Source organism: Stenotrophomonas sp. CASM101 (assembly GCF_049384845.1).
Lineage (GTDB): Bacteria > Pseudomonadota > Gammaproteobacteria > Xanthomonadales > Xanthomonadaceae > Stenotrophomonas > Stenotrophomonas hibiscicola.
The window spans coordinates 1-18,290 of record NZ_JBMRFR010000014.1 but is presented as its reverse complement, the minus strand read 5'-3'; the positions used below and the strand labels follow the sequence as shown (position 1 = coordinate 18,290).

Genomic DNA, 18,290 nt, shown 5'->3' with positions numbered 1-18,290 from the left:
TGGCCGATGAGCGCGCCGCCGCGCCTGCGACTGCGAAGGATCCGCCGTCATCTCATTGCCGCCTGCGCGGTGGGCCTGGTCGGGCTGGCACTGCTGGTGGGCACCCTCAGCCAGCTGCTGCCGCTGGCCGAGCGCCACCCCGACAGGATTGCGGCCTGGCTGAGCGAACGTGCCGGCCAGCCGGTGCGTTTCGACCAGCTGCAGACGGCCTGGACCCGTCGTGGCCCGTTGCTGCAGCTCAAAGGCCTGCATATCGGCGCGGGCCGCGGCCTGGCCATTGGCGAGGCCGAGGTGCTGGTATCGATGTACAGCGGCCTGTTGCCTGGCCGTTCGCTGACCGAGTTGCGCCTGCGTGGGCTGGCGCTGGATCTGCAGCAGGATGCAAGCGGTCGCTGGTCGGTGCGTGGGCTGCCACAGTCCGCCGACGGTGGAGATCCGCTGGATGCGTTGCGCCGGCTGGGCGAGCTGCAGGTGATCGGGGGGCGCCTGGGCGTGCACTCGCCGACGTTGGGCATCGACACCACGCTGCCGCGCATCGACCTGCGCCTGCGGGTCAATGGCGATCGCCTGCGCGTGGGCGTGCGCGCCTGGGCCCAGGCCGAAGCGCTGCCATTGACTGCGGTGCTGGATGTGGACCGCACGCGTGGCAACGGCGAGGCCTGGCTGGGCGCCGATCCGGTCGATTTCCATGCCTGGTCTCCGCTGTTGGCGGCCGGCGGTGTGCGCCTGCGCGAGGGCAAGGGCGAACTCAACCTGTGGTTGACCCTGCGCGATTTCGTGCCGGTGGCGGTGACCACGGATTCGGACCTGCGCGACGTGCGCATCGATGGCGCACCGATACCCGGCATGGCGGCGCCGCAGCTGCAGCTGCAGCGACTGCAGGCCCGCCTGCGCTGGCAGCGCCAGGCCGAGGGCTGGGCGCTGCAGGTACCGCGGCTGCGGCTGAAGAATGAAGACGGCGAGCAGCGCCTCGATGGCCTGCAGCTGCAGGTCGGCAAACAGCTGCGGGTGCGTTCCGGTGAAGTGCAGGCCGGCATCGTGCTGCGTGCGCTGGCTCTGAGCGATCGCCTTGAGCCGGGCCTGCGTCGCTGGCTGTTCCTGTCCAGGCCGCAGCTGGACGTGCGCGCGTTGCAGCTGGCCGGCGAACGCGATGGCCCATTGTGGGCGCAGGGTGAACTGCAGTCGCTGGGCTTTGCAAGCGTCGGCAATTCACCGGGGCTGCGCGGCCTTGGCGGGCGTTTCGAAGGCGATGCCAACGGCTTCAGCCTGCAGCTGCAGCCGCAACGGCAGCTGCAGTTCGATTGGCCCACCGGCTTCGGCGTGCGCCACGACCTGCAGCTGGCCGGGCAGATCGTGGGCTGGCGCGACGAGGGCGGTGGTTGGCGGATCGGGACGCCGGCGATGCGTGTGGAAGGTACCGACTATGCGGCCGACGTGCGCGGCGGTGTGTGGTTCCAGGGCGACGGTACGCGGCCGTGGCTGCAGCTGGCCGCCAAGCTGGACGACGTGCCGATGACGGCGGCCAAGCGCTTCTGGATCCACTCCAAGATGAGCAAGGGCGCCACCGACTGGCTGGACATGGCACTGGCCGGCGGCCAGGTACGTGGCGGCGTCGGCCTGGTCACCGGTGACCTGGACGACTGGCCGTTCGACAACAACGATGGCCGCTTCGAGGCCACCGGCCACATCACCAATGGCGACATCCGCTTCCAGCATGATTGGCCGCTGATGAGCCAGGTCGATGCCGATATCGCCTTCATCGGCCCCGGCTTCGACATGCATGGGCGCGGCGACCTGGCCGGCGTGGCGGTGCAGAAGTTCGAGGCGGGCATCCAGGATTTCGGGCAGCAGCCGCTGTACGTGCGCGCCGATGCACAGAGCGAGGCCGGCAGACTGCTGGCCATGCTGCGGCAGAGCCCGCTGCACAAGGACTATGGCGATACCCTGGACAACCTCACCGCAGCGGGCCCGGCGCATGTGACCTTCGATCTGCTGCAACCGCTGCACCACGATGAAGGCGGTGGCCATCTGCAGGGGACGGTTGACTTGGCCGGCGTGAAGCTGGTCGACAAGCGTTTCCAGCTCGCCTTCGACAACATGCACGGGCAGGCGCGCTACAGCAATGGCGGTTTCGATGCCGAGGAACTGTCGGTGCGCCACCTCGGCCAGGACGGCCGCCTGAGCCTGCGTGCTGGTGGCTACGTGCACGACAGCAGACTGGCCTTCGAATCGAAGCTGTCGGCCACGCTTGACGCCGGCGTGCTGATCGACCGCGCACCGGAGATGGCCTGGCTCAAGCCCTACATCACCGGGACCTCGCCGTGGACCATCGCGGTCAACCTGCCCAAGGTGGCGCCAGGTGCTCCTGCGCCGCCCAGCGAGCTGCGCTTGAGCTCCGATCTGGTCGGCACCCGGCTGGATCTGCCGGCGCCGCTGGACAAACCGGCTGCCGAGCCGCTGGCGACCACCGTGGCCGCACAGCTGCCGATGGGTGCCGGCCGCATCGATGTGGCGTTCGGCCAGCGCCTGGCGCTGGCCGCGCGCAGCCACAACAACCAGACCGGCGTGCAGGTGACGCTGGGCAGCGACCATGTCGATCGCGAGCCGCCTCCCAGCGGATTGACCGTCAACGGCCGCAGCCCGACCTTGGACGCATTGGAGTGGATCGGCCTGGCGCGGGGCGGCAGCGATGACAACACGATGCCGCTGCGTGCGGTGGACGTGCAGGTCGGTCAATTGAAGCTGATCGGTGGCGTTTTCGAGCAGACCCGGTTGCAGCTGCATCCCGGCGCGCAGGCGCTGGACGTGCGCCTGGCGGGCCCGTCGCTGGCCGGGCGCCTGACTGTCCCCAATGCTGACGGCGGCACCATCAGCGGCCAGCTCGACCGTGTGCACTGGCAATCGCTACCGGCAGCTCCGGATGCACCGGCCGCACCGGCCCGGGTCCAGGCCGGCGCCAACGATATGGACCCGGCCAAGCTGCCGCCGTTCGCGCTGGACATCGCCGACCTCAAGTTCGGCAAGGTGGTGCTGGGCCAGGCGGTGCTGCGCACACGACCGTTGGCCAATGGCCTGAACGTGGACGAGCTGCGCTTCCGCGCGCCGGACCAGGAGATCGACATCAGCGGTCGCTGGCTGGGCCGTGCCGGCGGAGCCCGCACCGAGCTGACCGCCCAGGTGCGCAGCGAGGATCTGGGCGGACTGATGCAGAACCTGGACTACGGCGGCCAGCTGCGTGGTGGCTCCGGCCAGGCCCAGCTGCAGGCCACCTGGAGCGGGGGGCCGTCGGACTTCCAGCTGGGCAACCTGCAGGGCCGCCTGGACCTGCACGCACGCAACGGCCAGCTGCTGGAGCTGGAGCCGGGTGCTGGCCGCGTGCTGGGCCTGCTCAGCGTGACCCAGCTGCCGCGGCGCCTGATGTTCGACTTCCGCGACTTCTTCTCCAAGGGCTTCGCGTTCAACCAGATCGACGGCAGCATGCAGTTCGGCCAGGGCATGGCGCGCACCGACAAGGTGCTGATCGAAGGCCCTGCAGCCAACATCACCATCCGCGGCCAGGCCGACCTGCGCAACCAGCAGTTCGACCAGACCATCGACGTCAACCCGCGTGCCGGCAATCTGCTGACCGTGGTGGGGGCAGTGGCCGGTGGCCCGGTGGGAGCGGCGTTGGGCGCGGCCACCAATGCGGTATTGTCCAAGCCGTTGGGCGAGATTGGCGCCCGTACCTACAAGGTGACCGGTCCATGGAAGGAGCCCAAGGTGGAAGTGATCGAACGCAGCCGCGACAAGGCTCCACCACCCGCGCCGGCACCGGCGCCGGCCATTCCACCGACCGTCACCGGCCTGCCGCGCCCGCGGTGAGCGCGGCCTTCCTGTTCACGGGGCTTGCCTGAGCGCCCCCGCATCCCCAGATCGAGAACCATGACTGACATCGCCCTGACGCTTGCCCAAGACCGCCTGCTGCGCCCCGGCGGCCTGGATACCGCTGGCCTGGAGCGCACCTTCGGCCAGTTGCTTGGCCCCGGTGTGGACTTCGGTGATCTTTACTTCCAGCATGCCCGCCGCGAGAGCTGGAGCGTGGAAGACGGCATCGTCAAGGATGGCGCCCATTCCATCGAACAGGGCGTGGGCGTGCGGGCAATTTCCGGCGAAAAGACCGGCTTCGCCTATTCCGATGACATCCACGCCGACGCGCTGCTGGCGGCGGCGCAGTCGGCACGTGCGATCTCACGCGAAGGCGGTGCCCAATCCGGGCGATCGCTACTGCGTGGCAACGCGCGCGCGCTGTACCCGGCGCTGGACCCGATCGATGGTATCGGCAACGAGGCCAAGGTCGAGGTGCTCAAGCGCCTGGATGGCTACCTGCGTGCCGCCGACCCGCGCGTGAAGCAGGTGATGGTGAGCCTGTCCGGCGGCGTCGACACGGTGCTGATCGCACGCAGCGACGGTGTGCTGGGTGCTGATGTGCGGCCGCTGGTGCGCCTGAACGTACAGGTGATCGTCGAGCACCACGGTCGCCGCGAGTCCGGCTATGCAGGCGGCGGTGGCCGCTACGGGTATGAAGAACTGTTTGCGGACGGGCGCCCCGAGGCCTTCGCCCGCGAGGCGCTGCGCCAGGCGCTGGTGAACCTGGACGCCGTTCCGGCTCCGGCCGGGGTGATGCCGGTGGTGCTCGGTCCGGGCTGGCCGGGCGTGCTGCTGCATGAAGCGGTTGGCCACGGGTTGGAAGGCGACTTCAACCGCAAGGGCACCAGCGTCTACGCGGGCCGCATCGGTGAGCGCGTTGCCGCCCCGGGCGTGACCATCGTCGATGACGGCACGCTGGACGGACGTCGCGGTTCGTTGAACATCGACGACGAGGGCCATCCCAGCCAGTGCACCACGCTGATCGAGGACGGCATCCTGGTCGGCTACATGCAGGACAGCCTCAATGCGCGCCTGATGGGCGTGGCGCCTACCGGCAATGGCCGCCGCGAATCATTCGCGCACATGACCATGCCGCGCATGACCAACACCTACATGCGTGCCGGCCAGCACGACCCGCAGGAGATGATCCGTTCGGTGAAGAAGGGCCTGTACGCGGTCAACTTCGGCGGCGGCCAGGTCGACATCACCAGCGGCAAGTACGTGTTCTCGGCGACCGAGGCCTACCTGATCGAGGATGGCCGCGTCACCACGCCGGTGAAGGGCGCGACCCTGATCGGGAACGGTCCGGAAACCATGCAGAAGGTGCGCATGGTCGGCAATGACCTGGCCTTGGACGAGGGCGTGGGCGTCTGCGGCAAGGACGGGCAGAGCGTGCCCGTGGGTGTCGGCCAGCCCTCGCTGCTGATCGAGGGCATCACCGTCGGCGGTACCCAGGCCTGAGCCGGGCGATGGCCAGCGCCACCGCCCCGACCGGCGCGGACTCAGTCCTCGTCGGCTTCGTCGGTCTCGACGTGGCCGGCGTCTTCGTCGCCCGCCGTCTTCAGGCCCAGCGCGGCCGGCAGCATCAGGCCGCGCAGCACCTGGAAAATCTCACGGTAGGCGCGCGGCGGTTTGTTCCTGGCCTTTTCGGCCTGCGCGTTGCGCACCAGCGTGCGCAGCTGCTGGCGATCGGCCTGCGGATAATCGTCGAGAAGGGCCGCCAGTGCCTTGTCACCCTCGGCCAGCAGGCGGTCGCGCCAGTCCTCAACGCGATGCATCATTGCCACTTCGCGGCGGCCGGTCTCGCTGTTGGCGTCCAGCGCGTCGCGGATCGCATCCAGCGTGGCCTCTTCTTCGCGCCGCATGTGCTTGGCCAGGAACGCCAGCTGGCGCTTGTGGGCGATGTGGGCGGTGATGCGCTTGCACTCGGCGATATGCGGCAGCAGGTCTTCCGGGATCGGCAGGCGCGCCAGCTGGGCCGGGGTCAACGACACCAGCTTCTCGCCCAGGGCCAGGACGTCGAGCGCGTCGCGCCGGTTCTGGCTGCGGCTCTTGTCGTGGAATTCACCGGTTTCTTCGTCGCGTCCGCGCATCGTCCATACCTGATTTCAAAAAAAGTCGCCCGGCGTGATGCCGGGCCCAACCCGTACAGGATAAAGCATTGAACGTGATCGCCCCTGAAGTGGCCGTCGGCGACGACAGCGCGGCCCGGCTGGAACGGCTGGCCGACCTCTCCCAGCAGCTGCTCGACCGTGCCCGCGCGCTGGGCGCCAGCCAGGCCGAGGTCAGCTGCAGCGAGGATCGTGGCCTGGAGGTCAATGTCCGCCTTGGCGAGGTTGAGACCGTGCAGTCCACCCGTGACCGCGGTATCGCCGTCACCGTCTATTTCGGGCAACGCAAGGGCAGTGCCAGCACTGGCGACCTGAACGAGGCCAGCCTTGCCGCCACGGTCGAACAGGCCTGTGCGATCGCCCGGCATACCGAAGATGACCCGGCTGCCGGCTTGGCCGAGGCCGCGTTGATGGCCACCGACTTCCCGGATCTGGATGCCTGGCACCCGTGGGCGCTGCAGGCCGACGAGGCGGTGGACCTGGCCCTGGCCTGTGAGAACGCAGGCCGCGAGGCCGATGCGCAGATCCGCAATTCCGACGGCGCTTCGGTGTCAAGCATGCAGAGCCTGTCGGTCTATGCCAATTCGCATGGTTTCATCGGCCGTGAGCGCGGCACCCATCATTCGGTGGGCTGTGCGCTGATTGCCGGCCAGGGCGATGGCATGCAGCGCGATGGCTGGTACACCAGTGCGCTGGCCCGCGAGGATCTGGAGGAGGTGGGCCTGGTCGGTCGTCGTGCTGCCGAGCGCACCGTCGCCCGCCTGCAGCCTCGCTCGATGGCCACCGGCAGCATGCCGGTGTTGTTCGCCCCGGAAGTGGCGCGCAGCCTGGTCGGCCACCTGTTGTCGGCGGTGTCCGGCGGTGCCCTGTACCGCCAGGCCAGCTTCCTGCTGGACAGCGTCGGCCTGCAGTTGTTCCCCGGCTGGATGCAGATCGAGGAACTGCCTCACCTGCGCCGTGGCCTGCGTTCGGCCGCCTTCGATGGCGATGGCGTGGCCACCCGAGCTTCGGCGCTGGTCCGTGACGGCGTCCTGCAGCGCTACGTGCTGGGCAGCTACTCGGCCCGCAAGCTGGGCCTGCAGACCACCGCCAATGCCGGTGGCGTGCACAACCTGCAGTTGGCCGCCAATGCTGGCGCGCTGCAGGACATCGCCCGGCAGATGGGCAATGGCCTGCTGGTGACCGAGCTGATGGGGCAGGGCGTCAACGGGGTGACCGGCGACTATTCGCGGGGCGCCGGTGGCTTCCGGGTCGAGAATGGCGAGATCCAGTATCCGGTGGATGGCATCACCATCGCCGGCAACCTGCGCGAGATGTTCAGCAGCATCGAAGCGGTGGGCAGTGATGTTGACCCGCGCTCGCACATCCGCACCGGCTCGATCCTGGTGGGGCGGATGACCATTGCCGGTAATGATTGATGGCGTCGATGGCGTAAGCTATGCCCGCCTGACGCAGCCAGCTTGGTGCTGGTGGGTCAAGACCACCCAATGAAAAGGAGTTTTGTCGTGAGCGAATTCGATAACGTCCCGCCGCCGCCGGCGACCACCGAGGCCCCGGCCGACCAGCGCACGATGGCGCTGGCTGCGCACCTGCTGGGCATCTTCACCGGCTTCATCGGCGCGCTGATCATCTGGTTGATCAACAAGGATGATGCGGGCAAGGCCTTTGTGACCGACCAGGCCAAGGAAGCGCTGAACTTCCAGATCACCGTGGCCATCGCCATGGTCATCTGCATGATCCTGACCATCGTCGTCATCGGCGCGATCCTGATGCCGATCGTTGGTCTGGTCAGCCTGGTGTTCTGCATCATTGCCGCCGTCAAGGCCAACAACGGCGAGGCGTACCGCTACCCGTTCGCGCTGCGCCTGATCAAGTAAGTTCGTCCGCACGCGGATACATGCAACGCCCGGCATTGCCGGGCGTTGTTGTTTGGCGCTCGTGCCGGGCCAAGCGCGGTGAGCGCAGTGCGGCAGCGTCGCCGCCAGCAATCAGTGATTGCGCTCCACCGCCAGCGTTGCCAGCGCGCGCAGCGGATCGGCTTCCTCGCCATGGCCGGCCAGGGTTGCCTGCATGCGCGCTGCCAGTTCGCGCAGCTGTGCTTTGGCGCCGTCCATGCCCAGCAGCGCCGGGAAGGTGCTCTTTTCCTGTGCCTGGTCCTTGCCGGCGGTCTTGCCCAATTGTTCAGAACTGGCTTCCACATCCAGGATGTCATCGCGGACCTGGAAGGCCAGGCCGAGTGCATCGGCGAAACTGTCGAGCTGGGCCAGCTGCGGTTCGTGGGCCTGGCCGCACAGCGCACCCATGCGCACCGCCGCGCGGATCAGTGCGCCGGTCTTCAGTGCATGCATGCGGGTCAGTGCCGCCAGGGTCTGTTGCTGGCCGGTGGCATCGATGTCCAGCGCCTGGCCGCCGCACATGCCGGAGGCACCGGACGCGTGGGCCAGGGTCTGCAGGCAGGCCACGCGCAGCGTGGCCGTCAGCGGCGCATCGGCCAGCAGGCCAAAGGCACGGGTCTGCAGGGCGTCACCGGCGAGGATGGCGGTAGCTTCGTCGAAGGCGATGTGGGTGGTCGGCTTGCCGCGGCGCAGGGCATCGTCGTCCATCGCCGGCAGGTCGTCATGCACCAGCGAATAGGCGTGGATGAGCTCGACGGACATCGCCGCCGCGTCCAGCTGTTCCGGCTGCGCGCCGAACAGGTGGCCACTGGCGTACACCAGCAGCGGCCGCATGCGCTTGCCGCCACCCAGCACCGAGTAGCGCATGGCCTGGTGCAGGCGTTGCGGGGCCTCGGCGGGCGAGGGCAGGGCGGCGTCGAGCTGGCTCTCGATGCGGTCGCGCCAGCGCGCGAACAGAACCTCAGCCGTCATGGCTGGGCGGATCGAACGGCTCGGATGCTTCCGGCTGCGCCGGATCGCTGAGCAGGCGCACGCGCAGTTCGGCCTGTTCCAGCGCCTGCTGGCACTGGCGATACAGACCGACGCCACGTTCGTAAGCACTGAGCGAGGCTTCCAGGCTCAGCTCGCCGGTTTCCATCTGCTCCACCAGCTGTTCCAGCGATTCAAGCGACTGCTCGAACTGGGCGACCGGGGAGGCGTTTTCGGGGGACTTCTTGGCCATGCGGCAAGTGTGGACGGGCTGCGCGCGGGGGTCAATTCACCAGCCGCCGGGACGCCAACGCAGCTGTGCCCCGTTCGCCTGCAACCAGGCCTGCAGGGGCGCGGCGATGACCACGTCGGCGGCGGCGAGCAACTGCGGGCCATCGAAGATCAACGGCAGCTGCGCGCGGCGCCACGGGGCAAGACGCTCACGTTGCAGGCAGTCCTTCAGCGCGTGCGAATGCTGGCGACCGGGTAGCAGGATGCGCTCACCGCCCGCGCGCGCACGTACCTGCAATGGGCGTTCGAAGGCCGGGGCGCCCTGCAGGCGCAGTTGTCCGCCATCGGGCAGCGCCAATGGCGCGCGTCCGTCCCATTCGGCCTGCCACGCGGGGGGGAGCGCAGGTAGCCGGGCTGGCAGCAGGTAGGCGTGGTCGCGCCATTGCTGGATCGCGTGATCGTGCCAGCGCACACGGGCCTGGCGATCGTTGCCGGCCGGCAGCAGTTCGTCCAGCGCCTGTTTCAGCACCGTGGCCGGCAACGGTGCTGCAGCATGGCCCAGCACCCAGGCGCGCAGCACGCGTGCGGCGCGGCCCGGCGACACTTGGCGCAGAAGTTCCAATGACAGCACGCGCGGTGCCACTTCCAGATGCGCGATCAGCTCGGCGTCTTCCTCGTCCAGCAGTTCGCGGGTCTGCCGGCAATGCGTCGCGCTGCCGGCCAATGCCGACGCCGCGTGCGGCCAGCGCTGGCGCAGCAACGGCAGCACCTGCAGGCGCAGGAAGTTGCGATCGGCGTGGTCGTGGCCATTGCTGGGGTCTTCGATCCAGCGCAGCGCGTGCTGCCGCGCGTAGTCGAGCAGTGCGCTGCGTGGCACCGCCAGCAGCGGCCGCCATAGAGGCTGTTCGCCAAGGCGGCTGTGTGCGGACATCGCGGCAAGGCCATCGACGCCGGATCCGCGCAGGGCCCGCAGCAGGAAGGTCTCGGCCTGATCGTCCTGGTGCTGCGCCAGTGCCAGTGTTTCGCCGTCGCGCAGTTCGGCGGCGAACGCTGCACGTCGTGCCTGCCGCGCCGCGCCTTCAAGGCCGAGGCCCGCGCGCTTGTCGACCTGCACGTGATGCACGGCCAGTTCAATGCCCAGTGCCGCGCATTGCTGCTGGCAATGCAGCACCCAGGCGTCCGCATCGGCCTGCAGGCCATGGTGTACGTGCACCGCACGCAGCGCCGTGCCGGAGGCCTGTGCGCAGCGCCACAGCCAGTGCAGCAGCACGGTCGAGTCGACACCGCCGCTGTAACCCACCAGCAGCGGCGCATCCAGCGGAACGAGGGCAGGGAAGGCGGTCACGGCGGCAAGTATAGGGTTGCTCGGCAGGGCTGCGCCCTGCACCCGCTACGATCCAGAGCAACAGCAACAGCAGAAGCTGGTTTCCTGAGGGGAGGCGGGGTAGGTCCGGTTGCGGGGGCCGCTGCAAGTCCCCCTCCGGGGCCCGGCCCAGCCGCTGGCGGCTGGGCGTTCGGGCGCTTGCGAAGCAGTGCTTCGCAAGCAAAGCGCCCTCACCCATGTAAGCTCGGTCGCCGCTTGCACGTGTGCGCAGTCCTGCGCACACGGCAAGACCGGGGTTGGGCGTCCTGCCCAACCCGCCCGAGGCATGCCTCGGGCCCATGCGGCTCACGCCCCCGCAACCGGACCCACCCCGCCTTCGACAGATTGCCGCGATCTGTCGGAACGGCGTCTTGCACCGCTTTGGTAGGTGTCGACCTTGGTGGACACAGTAGATCCACGCCATGCGTGGATGACTCATTCGATATCTGACAGATGTGTCGACCAAGGTCGACACCTACCAACAGCCGCCGGAAAACTGTCGAAGGTTGGGCACTGTGGGTTTGCGGGGTGTGAGCCGCATGGATGCGGCGACCAAGGCTACATGGACGTACTCGCGCCGTCCCCGCACACCCACAGTGCCCCGCCATCCCACGGAATGCACGCTGTTGCTGTTGCTTCCGGCCGTTGCCGTTGCCGTTGCGTCTGCAGGTGCAGGGCGCAGCCCTGCCGAAAACCTACTTCACCCGACGACCCGAGCGGTCGATGCGGAACCGCTCTCCGCCTTCCATCGGCGTGTGGCCATCGGCATCCGGCGTACCACGACGGCAACCATTGCAGACCTCGGCCACGCCATCCTGGAACGGCCATGCGAAATCGAACGTGCCGGGTACCACCTGGCGGAACGTCAGGTCGAAGTAACCCACGCGGTTGCCTACGCGGGCGCGCAGCAGGCCTTCCTGCGGCGTTTCCGGGCCGTTGTCCCAGGTCAGCACCGGCAGGCTGCGGCCCTTGCGGTCGACGTAGTGGAAACCCTGGTCGGCGTACACCACTGCCAGGCCGTGGTCGTCGTAATTCAGGGCCTTCAGCGTGTCGGCACTGATCTTCGGCCGGTGATCGATCACCTCGCAGTTGGGCAGCGGCCACAACCCGTGTTCGTCGGTCAGCAGCTTGCATGCCGGTGCCTGTGCCGCTGCAGTGGCGCTGACCAGCATGCCAAGCAGGGCCAGCGACCGCGCGAAGCGGCCGCTGGCAGAATCAGGGCGGGCCTGCCGTGTGATCACTTGGCCTCGGCCTTGCGCTCGAACGCGGTCGGTGCCGGCAGCTGCACCGGCACGCCCTTGTCATCGCAGGTGCCGGCCTGGCACAGGCGCTCGCGCAGGGCCGGGGTGGCCTGCACGATCATGTGATAGATCGCGTTCTGTTCCAGCGTGCCGCGGATCGCCTTGCTGCCCGGGCCGCGTGCCCAGATGCCGACGTCCTCGCCACCGTGCGATTCGGACTTCATCGGCACCAGCGCTTCCTGCATGTAGTCCGGATGCTCGGTGTCGACCTCGCGCAGGTTCGGGCGGCCGTTGGCCGGTTCGAAGCTGCTCGGGTTGTGCGGATAGCGCTTCGGGCCGGCCGGCTGCTGGTTGCTGCTGCCGGTGTGGCCCGGGCCATTGGCGTAGCTCAGCGTGGTGTACGGCTGGCCGGTGCCGTCCAGTGCGTAGTCCAGCTTGCCGGCGCCATCTTCGCCGCCCTTGTCCTTCACCTTGCCCAGGATCGGGTTGCCGCGCGCCGGGTAGCCGACGAAGTTCAGCGTGTGCGAGTGGTCGGCGGTAACGATGATCAGGGTGTCGTCGGCCGAGGTCAGCTCGCTGGCCACGCGCACCGCATCGGACAGCGCCACGGTTTCGGTCAGCGCACGGTAGGCGTTGCCGCTGTGGTTGGCGTGATCGATGCGTGCGCCTTCGATCATCAGCACGTAGCCTTCCGGGTGCCTCGACAGATTCTTGATCGCCGCTGCGGTCAGTTCGGCCAGGCTCGGCTCACCGCCCGGATCCTGCGGGCGCTCGTACTCGTAGCGCATGTGGTCCGGTTCAAACAGGCCGAGGATCGCCGGTGCGTTGGCGGCGGCGGCCAGCTGCTTGCTGTTCCACACGTAGGCGCCGTGCGGATGGGCCTGCTGCCATTCCTGCACCAGGCTGCGCCCATCCAATCGCTGGCCGACCTTGTCGTCGTACTCCGGGTCGCGCTCTTCCACGGTGGTGAATTCCCCGCGCCCGCCGCCGAGGGCGACCAGCGGGCCGCGGCCGTAGCGCGAAGTCGACAGCAGCTGCTGGGCGATGTCCTTGCAGCCGGCCGCCTTCGCCGCTTCAGTCAGGTCGGTATCGTTTTCCCAGTTGCGCTCGGGCGAGTGCGCGTAGGTCGCGGCCGGGGTGGCATGGGTCAGGCGCGCGGTGGACACCACGCCGGTGGCCAGGCCGGCGCTGTCGGCCAGCTGAAGCCAGGTCAGCAGGCCCTTCGACAGGCTGTCGGCACAGTCGGTGCGGCTGCCGGCGCTGACGCCGATCGCACCCATGTGGGTCTTCACACCGGTGGTGATGGCGGTCATGGTGCCGGCCGAATCCGGGGTCTGCGAATCGGTGTTGTAGGTCTTGCTGAACGCCGTGGCCGGGAAGCGTTCCCAGGACAGCAGGTTCTCTTCACCGGAGCCCCCCTTGCGCTGGCCCTCGTAGATGCGCGAGGCGGCCACGGTGGTCAGGCTCATGCCGTCGCCGAGGAACAGGATGACGTTCTTGGCCTTGCCGGACATCGCGCCGTTGGCGGCGGCCTGGGCAGCGCCGCTGCGGTACCACCACTGCGGGGTTTCGCCGGCCGGGTGGGCGACGGGATCGACGGCGACCTTCAGGCCGGCCGGGGCAGAGGCGGGGGGGGTGCTGGCGCAGGCGCCCAGCAGCAGGGTGGTGGCGCAGGCGGCCAACAGGGAGACGGAACGGCGCATGGACGCTGGGATCTCACAAACTGTAACGGGACGTTCATTATGCCCGCCCTCGCAAGGCACGCCGATGACACACTGATTTGCCGGTCGGGCGGTCGTTCCCCAGCCGTTGATGGGCTATCGTGCCAGCATCCCTTCCTTCCCTCTGGATTGCCTATGAAGCTGGTCTCTGCCTGGCTGCGGATTCCATTCTGGCAGCGCGTGGTCGGTGGCTTCGTGCTCGGCGCGCTGGCCGGCTGGGCGCTCGGCCCTGCCGCGGAAACGTGGTTCGGCCCGCTTGGCGAGCTGTACGTCACCCTGATCAAGATGATCGCCGTGCCGCTGGTGTTCTTCGCGGTGATCAATGCGATCTCGTCGCTGCACGGCCAGAAGTCGGTTGCCGCGCTCAGTGGCCGCACCTTCCTGTGGTTCGTGATCACTGCTGCTTTGGCGGTGTGCGTCGGCCTGGGCGTGGGCACCGTGCTGCAGCCCGGCGCCGGTGGCCTGCAGCTGACGATGGCCAGCAATTACGTGCCGCGCGAAGTGCCCAGCGTGGTGCAGGTGCTGCTGGACGTGGTACCGGCCAATGTCTTCTATGCGCTGTCCGGTATCGGCACCAAGGTCAACGCGGCCGGCGAAACCGTGCTGGCCGCCGGCCGTGGCTCGATCCTGCCGGTCATCTTCTTCGCTGGCCTGGTCGGCTTCGCCATCGTCAAGCTCGGCGAGAAGGTGACCGAGGCGCGCAAGCTGGTCGGCCAGATGAGCGACATCATGATCCAGGTGACCCGCTTCGTGCTGGAAGTCACCCCGATCGGCACCTTTGGCCTGATCGCCGGTCTGGTCGGCAGCTACGGGTTCGAGAAGCTGCTGCCGCTGGGGCATTTCGTGCTGGCGCTGTACGTGGCCTGCGCCCTGCACATCGTGGTGGTCTACAGCGCACTGCTGCTGGCGCACGGACTGAACCCGCTGAAGTTCTTCCGTGGTGCGGCGCCGGGCATGCAGGTTGCGTTCGTCAGCTCTTCCAGCTTCGCGGCGATGCCGGTGGCACTGCGTTCGATCACCCACAACCTGGGCGTGAACAAGGATTACGGTTCGTTTGCGGTGCCGCTGGGCGCCAGCATCAAGATGGACGGCTGCGGCGCGATCTACCCGGCGCTGTGCGCGGTGTTCATCGCACAGTACAGCGGTGTGCCGCTGACTCCGGAGCAGTACGTAGTGGTGCTGATCGCCTCGGTGCTGGGCAGCTTCGGTACCGCCGGCGTGCCGGGTACTGCGGTGATCATGGCCACGGTGGTGCTGAGTGCGGCCAACCTGCCGCTGGAGACCATCGGCTACCTGTATGCCATTGATCGCATCCTGGACATGATGCGCACGATGACGAACGTGACGGGCCAGATGCTGGTACCGGTGATCGTGGCCAAGGAGACCGGGCTGCTTGACCAGGCGGTGTACGACAACCCGTCCAGCAACGTGGGCGTGGATGATCCCGACCCGACACCACCACGCGCCTGAGGTGGTGTGCTGAATTGAAAGGCCCGCCCTGACCGGCGGGCCTTTTGTTTGGGGGATGGCCGAGGCGGTGTCGGCCAAGGCGGCCTCCGCTTGATCCACACCATGCATGGATGGAGCCGGTGGCGACCAAGGTCGGCAGCCACCCACCATTACGTACGGGCCCAACAAAAAAGCCGCTGCAGGGCAGCGGCTTCTTGCATCAGGCGGCGCTGTAGCGCCAGGGGTCAGAGATCCACCCGGCGGGCCTGCATGAACTTGTTGCCCCAGTAGCCACTGAGCAGGGTGTCCACGCGCACATCCTTGCCCGAGCTGGGGGCGTGCAGGAAGCGGCCGTCGCCGACATAGATGCCGACGTGGTCGACGCGGCCCTTGCGGCCGAAGAAGACCAGGTCGCCCGCCGCCAGCGCGGTGCGGTCGTTGATCAGTTCGGCGTTGTCATCGTGCGCCATCTCGCGCGAGACGCGCGGCAACTCGATGCCCAGCGCCGAACGGAACACATAGCCGACCAGGCCGCTGCAGTCGAAACCGCTGTCCGGGTTGCTGCCACCCCAACGGTACGGGGTGCCCAGCAGGGTCATCGCGCGGCGCAGCAGCGACTGCACCTTGCCGTTGTCGGCGGCGGTGCCGACGACGCTGCCATTGGCGGCGCTGCTGGTGTCGTAGTTGGCGAGCAGGCGGCTGAGGTCACCGGCCACCACGGCCGAGCGATCCATCAGCGGAATGGTGTCGTTGGCGGCCAGGTGCGGCAGCAGGGCGGCCAGCGTGGCACTGGCGGCGGCATCGACTCGGCTGCGCTGCGGAGCGGCAGCCTCGGCCTTGGCGGCCGGTCGGGCGGTGCTCTCGGCCACCGGGGCCGGGGTCACATCGGAACGGTTTGGAGCAGTCTGCGACCAGGCCGGAAGGCTGGTCAGGCACAGTGCCAGGCCAAGCAACAGCGGGCGGGCACTACGTGAAGATACGGAAGTCTGGCCTTCGCTTTTCAGGTCGTCAGTCGTCACGCGTCGGTCACAGGAAAAAAACGATGGGGCATCATGCCCTGTAAAAGCGCGGATAAGTTAAAAATTCCGTTATAAAATCGTTATTTATATAGTGACGCATGTCACAGTTTTAGACATACCGCCTGTTCAGCTTAGCGAAGGACACGTTTCGCGCCCGTGTAGTGGTCTTTCCAGTAGGGGCCACTGAGCGAGTCCAGGCGAACCGTACCGCCGGTACTCGGCGCGTGCACAAAACGCCCTTCACCTACATAGATGCCCACGTGGGTGACGCTGCCGCGGCTGCCGAAAAACACCAGGTCGCCGGTGGCCAGGCGTTGCGGATCGATCCTGGGGCCCTGTACCGCCGCCAGGTCGCGCGAGGTGCGCGGCAGCCGCAGGTCCAGCATCTCGCGATAGACATAGGCGACCAGCCCGCTGCAGTCGAAGCCCGAGTCCGGGGTGTTGCCGCCATAGCGGTAGGGCGTGCCGACCAGGCTGATGGCCCGCATCAGCACCGAGTTGGCGGCCTCGGGGTTGTCCGGCACGGTCTTCGGCCAGTTCGCCGTCGGCGGGGGCGGCGCCGGGCGGGTGGCCTTGCCGCCGCCACAGGCGGTCATCAACACGGGCAGGGCCAGCAGCAGGGCCGGGGCGAGAAACCGGCGCGGGCCGGACGAAACTGGCGTGATGTGCATGATCTCCGGATAATGCGCCACCTTGGAATGGCCGTCATGATGGCGGCGTCCCCGTCGGGCGACAACCCGCCCCAACCCGCCTGCCTCCGGCAGATCCAGACAGAGTTGCGCATGAAGATCGAAAAAGACCGCGTTGTCCGCTTCCACTACACCGTTTCCGAAGTCGGCCAGGAGCCGATTGAATCGTCCAAGGACCGCGGCGAGCCGCTGGCGATCCTGATCGGCCATGGCAACATCATCCCGGGCCTGGAAAACGCCATGATGGACAAGGAAGCCGGCGCGACCTTCAGCGTCGACGTCAAGGCGGCCGATGCCTACGGCGAGCGCCGCGAGGGCCTGTCCCAGCGCGTGCCGAAGAAGCACTTCGGCAACACCAAGCTGGCCCCGGGCCAGCAGGTGGTGCTGCAGACCAACTTCGGCCCGCGTGCGGTGACCGTGCAGAAGGTCGGCATGAGCGTCGTGGACGTCGACCTGAACCACCCGATGGCCGGCAAGGACCTGCACTTCGACGTGGAAATCGTCGATGTGCGCGAAGCCGGCAAGGAAGAGCTCGACCACGGCCACGTCCACGGCGACGGTGGTCACCAGCACTGATCGCAGCGCGATCGTGATGGATGCGACGGCCCGCTTCGGCGGGCCGTCGCGTTTCTGGAACATGGCGCGGCCATCCATGGCGCGCGGGCCGGCGGCATAATGGCGGACCTGCCTGACGGACGCCCCGTGAACGCTGTCTCTCCTTCCCTGCAGCCGGTGGCTTCCGGCGAACGCATCGCCGTGCTGGACGTGCTGCGTGGTGCCGCGCTGCTGGGCATCCTGCTGATGAACATCGAGGCCTTCAGCGGTCCGCTGGACCTGGCCTTCACCGGCATTGACGTGCACTGGCGGGGCATCGATCACTGGGCCGACGCCTTCGTCTATGTGTTCGTGCAGGGCAAGTTCTTCACCCTGTTCTCGCTGCTGTTCGGTGCCGGCTTTGCGGTGATGGCGCAACGCGCCGAGGTGGCCGGGCGCGACTTCACCCCGTTCTACCTGCGCCGCAGCGCCGGCCTGCTGCTGATCGGCCTGTGCCATGCACTGCTGGTCTGGTCCGGCGACATCCTGGTGATGTATGCACTGGTCTCGTTGCCGTTGCTGGCCTGCCGCGAGGCGCCGCGCAGCTGGCTGCCGTGGATGGGCGTGATCGTCTACCTCGGCGGTGTAGCGATGATGTTGCTGGTGGGTGCGATGGTGTCGATGGCTTCGGCCGAAGACATGCAGAAGATGCTTGCCGAAGCACAGCAGGCCATCGCGCAGCAGCGCCTGGTGTACGGGCACGGCAGCTGGATGCAGGCCACCGCGCAGCGCCTGCACGAGTTCGGATCGTCGATGGGCGCGCTGCTGATTACCGGTCCGGAAGTGCTGGGCATGTTCCTGATCGGCAGCTGGTTCGCCAGCAGCGGTGCACTGGTATCACCCGAGCGCTTCCCACGGCTGTACGTGCTGTTGCGTTGGGTGGCGCTGCCGCTGGGCCTGGCGGTCACGCTGCTCGGCGTTGCCTGGAAGCCGTATCTGGCACCGGGCGCCTACGACCTGCCGGTGACCGCAGCGATGGCACTGGTGACGATCGGCGGGCTGCCGATGTGCCTGGGTTACCTGGCGTGGATCGTGCGTTGGCGCGCGCGGCTGGGATGGCTGGCGCCGGTGGGGCGCATGGCATTGACCCACTACCTGGCCC

The 18,290-nt window shown here is 68.0% G+C and carries 15 protein-coding genes; 7 read left to right on the top strand and 8 right to left on the bottom strand.

What is annotated here, in order from left to right:
- The first annotated feature begins 6 nt into the window (after positions 1-6).
- Together VG543_RS16610 and tldD are read left to right on the top strand one after the other, a co-directional pair.
- A complete protein-coding gene (locus tag VG543_RS16610) occupies positions 7-3,861 on the top strand; it encodes a YhdP family protein (RefSeq protein ID WP_423179033.1) in 3,855 nt (1,284 codons plus the stop codon).
- A 60-nt stretch (positions 3,862-3,921) separates the two neighbouring features.
- A complete protein-coding gene (gene tldD / locus VG543_RS16605) occupies positions 3,922-5,367 on the top strand; it encodes a metalloprotease TldD (RefSeq protein WP_019662103.1) in 1,446 nt (481 codons plus the stop codon).
- A gap of 41 nt (positions 5,368-5,408) precedes the next feature.
- Here tldD and yjgA read toward each other — a convergent pair whose 3' ends face one another.
- Positions 5,409-5,999, bottom strand: a complete 591-nt coding sequence (yjgA, locus tag VG543_RS16600; protein ID WP_019662102.1) for a ribosome biogenesis factor YjgA — start codon at positions 5,997-5,999, stop codon at positions 5,409-5,411.
- Positions 6,000-6,067: 68 nt separating this feature from the next.
- Between yjgA and pmbA the strand changes: the two genes are divergently transcribed.
- Positions 6,068-7,435: a metalloprotease PmbA gene (pmbA, locus tag VG543_RS16595; RefSeq protein WP_019662101.1), complete on the top strand. Its 1,368-nt coding sequence runs from the start codon at positions 6,068-6,070 to the stop codon at positions 7,433-7,435.
- An 87-nt stretch (positions 7,436-7,522) separates the two neighbouring features.
- Positions 7,523-7,894, top strand: coding sequence for a DUF4870 domain-containing protein (locus tag VG543_RS16590; protein ID WP_019662100.1), 372 nt, complete (start codon positions 7,523-7,525; stop codon positions 7,892-7,894).
- A 111-nt stretch (positions 7,895-8,005) separates the two neighbouring features.
- Here VG543_RS16590 and VG543_RS16585 read toward each other — a convergent pair whose 3' ends face one another.
- The 5 genes from VG543_RS16585 to VG543_RS16565 form a co-directional block, all read right to left on the bottom strand.
- Positions 8,006-8,884: a polyprenyl synthetase family protein gene (locus VG543_RS16585; RefSeq protein ID WP_155029916.1), complete on the bottom strand. Its 879-nt coding sequence runs from the start codon at positions 8,882-8,884 to the stop codon at positions 8,006-8,008.
- Positions 8,874-9,134 (bottom strand): exodeoxyribonuclease VII small subunit, encoded by a 261-nt coding sequence (locus VG543_RS16580; RefSeq protein ID WP_005410522.1) that lies wholly within the window; start codon positions 9,132-9,134, stop codon positions 8,874-8,876. Before VG543_RS16580 ends, VG543_RS16585 begins: the two co-directional genes overlap by 11 nt.
- A 36-nt stretch (positions 9,135-9,170) precedes the next feature.
- Complete coding sequence (tilS, locus tag VG543_RS16575) at positions 9,171-10,457, bottom strand: tRNA lysidine(34) synthetase TilS (protein WP_233653889.1); 1,287 nt, start codon at positions 10,455-10,457, stop codon at positions 9,171-9,173.
- A gap of 713 nt (positions 10,458-11,170) precedes the next feature.
- Positions 11,171-11,716 carry a WG repeat-containing protein gene (locus tag VG543_RS16570; protein WP_423179032.1) on the bottom strand — a complete coding sequence of 182 codons (546 nt, stop codon included), beginning with the start codon at positions 11,714-11,716 and terminating at the stop codon, positions 11,171-11,173.
- On the bottom strand, positions 11,713-13,419 hold the full coding sequence (locus VG543_RS16565; RefSeq protein WP_423179031.1) for an alkaline phosphatase: 1,707 nt from the start codon (positions 13,417-13,419) through the stop codon (positions 11,713-11,715). Before VG543_RS16565 ends, VG543_RS16570 begins: the two co-directional genes overlap by 4 nt.
- 153 nt (positions 13,420-13,572) lie before the next feature.
- Here VG543_RS16565 and VG543_RS16560 point away from each other — a divergent pair, with 153 nt between their 5' ends.
- On the top strand, positions 13,573-14,907 hold the full coding sequence (locus VG543_RS16560) for a dicarboxylate/amino acid:cation symporter (protein ID WP_019660634.1): 1,335 nt from the start codon (positions 13,573-13,575) through the stop codon (positions 14,905-14,907).
- 224 nt (positions 14,908-15,131) lie between these two features.
- Here the strand turns inward: VG543_RS16560 and VG543_RS16555 are convergent, their stop codons facing one another.
- Positions 15,132-15,905, bottom strand: a complete 774-nt coding sequence (locus tag VG543_RS16555) for a C40 family peptidase (protein ID WP_005414115.1) — start codon at positions 15,903-15,905, stop codon at positions 15,132-15,134.
- Between the two features lie 131 nt (positions 15,906-16,036).
- Positions 16,037-16,576 carry a C40 family peptidase gene (locus VG543_RS16550; RefSeq protein ID WP_031270212.1) on the bottom strand — a complete coding sequence of 180 codons (540 nt, stop codon included), beginning with the start codon at positions 16,574-16,576 and terminating at the stop codon, positions 16,037-16,039.
- 111 nt (positions 16,577-16,687) lie between these two features.
- Between VG543_RS16550 and VG543_RS16545 the strand changes: the two genes are divergently transcribed.
- Both VG543_RS16545 and VG543_RS16540 read left to right on the top strand, forming a co-directional pair.
- Positions 16,688-17,170 (top strand): FKBP-type peptidyl-prolyl cis-trans isomerase, encoded by a 483-nt coding sequence (locus VG543_RS16545; RefSeq protein WP_111098588.1) that lies wholly within the window; start codon positions 16,688-16,690, stop codon positions 17,168-17,170.
- 99 nt (positions 17,171-17,269) lie between these two features.
- Positions 17,270-18,290: DUF418 domain-containing protein (locus VG543_RS16540; RefSeq protein WP_423179030.1), on the top strand; the 1,021-nt coding region annotated here is incomplete at its 3' end.

Excerpts from the sequence above, each read along its gene's own strand:
- VG543_RS16610 (WP_423179033.1), top strand. The coding sequence starts at position 7 with ATGAGCGCGCCGCCGCGCCTGCGACTGCGAAGGATCCGCCGTCATCTC.
- tldD (WP_019662103.1), top strand. The coding sequence starts at position 3,922 with ATGACTGACATCGCCCTGACGCTTGCCCAAGACCGCCTGCTGCGCCCC.
- yjgA (WP_019662102.1), bottom strand. The coding sequence starts at position 5,999 with ATGCGCGGACGCGACGAAGAAACCGGTGAATTCCACGACAAGAGCCGC.
- VG543_RS16585 (WP_155029916.1), bottom strand. The coding sequence starts at position 8,884 with ATGACGGCTGAGGTTCTGTTCGCGCGCTGGCGCGACCGCATCGAGAGC.
- VG543_RS16580 (WP_005410522.1), bottom strand. The coding sequence starts at position 9,134 with ATGGCCAAGAAGTCCCCCGAAAACGCCTCCCCGGTCGCCCAGTTCGAG.
- VG543_RS16565 (WP_423179031.1), bottom strand. The coding sequence starts at position 13,419 with ATGCGCCGTTCCGTCTCCCTGTTGGCCGCCTGCGCCACCACCCTGCTG.
- VG543_RS16560 (WP_019660634.1), top strand. The coding sequence starts at position 13,573 with ATGAAGCTGGTCTCTGCCTGGCTGCGGATTCCATTCTGGCAGCGCGTG.
- VG543_RS16550 (WP_031270212.1), bottom strand. The coding sequence starts at position 16,576 with ATGCACATCACGCCAGTTTCGTCCGGCCCGCGCCGGTTTCTCGCCCCG.
- VG543_RS16545 (WP_111098588.1), top strand. The coding sequence starts at position 16,688 with ATGAAGATCGAAAAAGACCGCGTTGTCCGCTTCCACTACACCGTTTCC.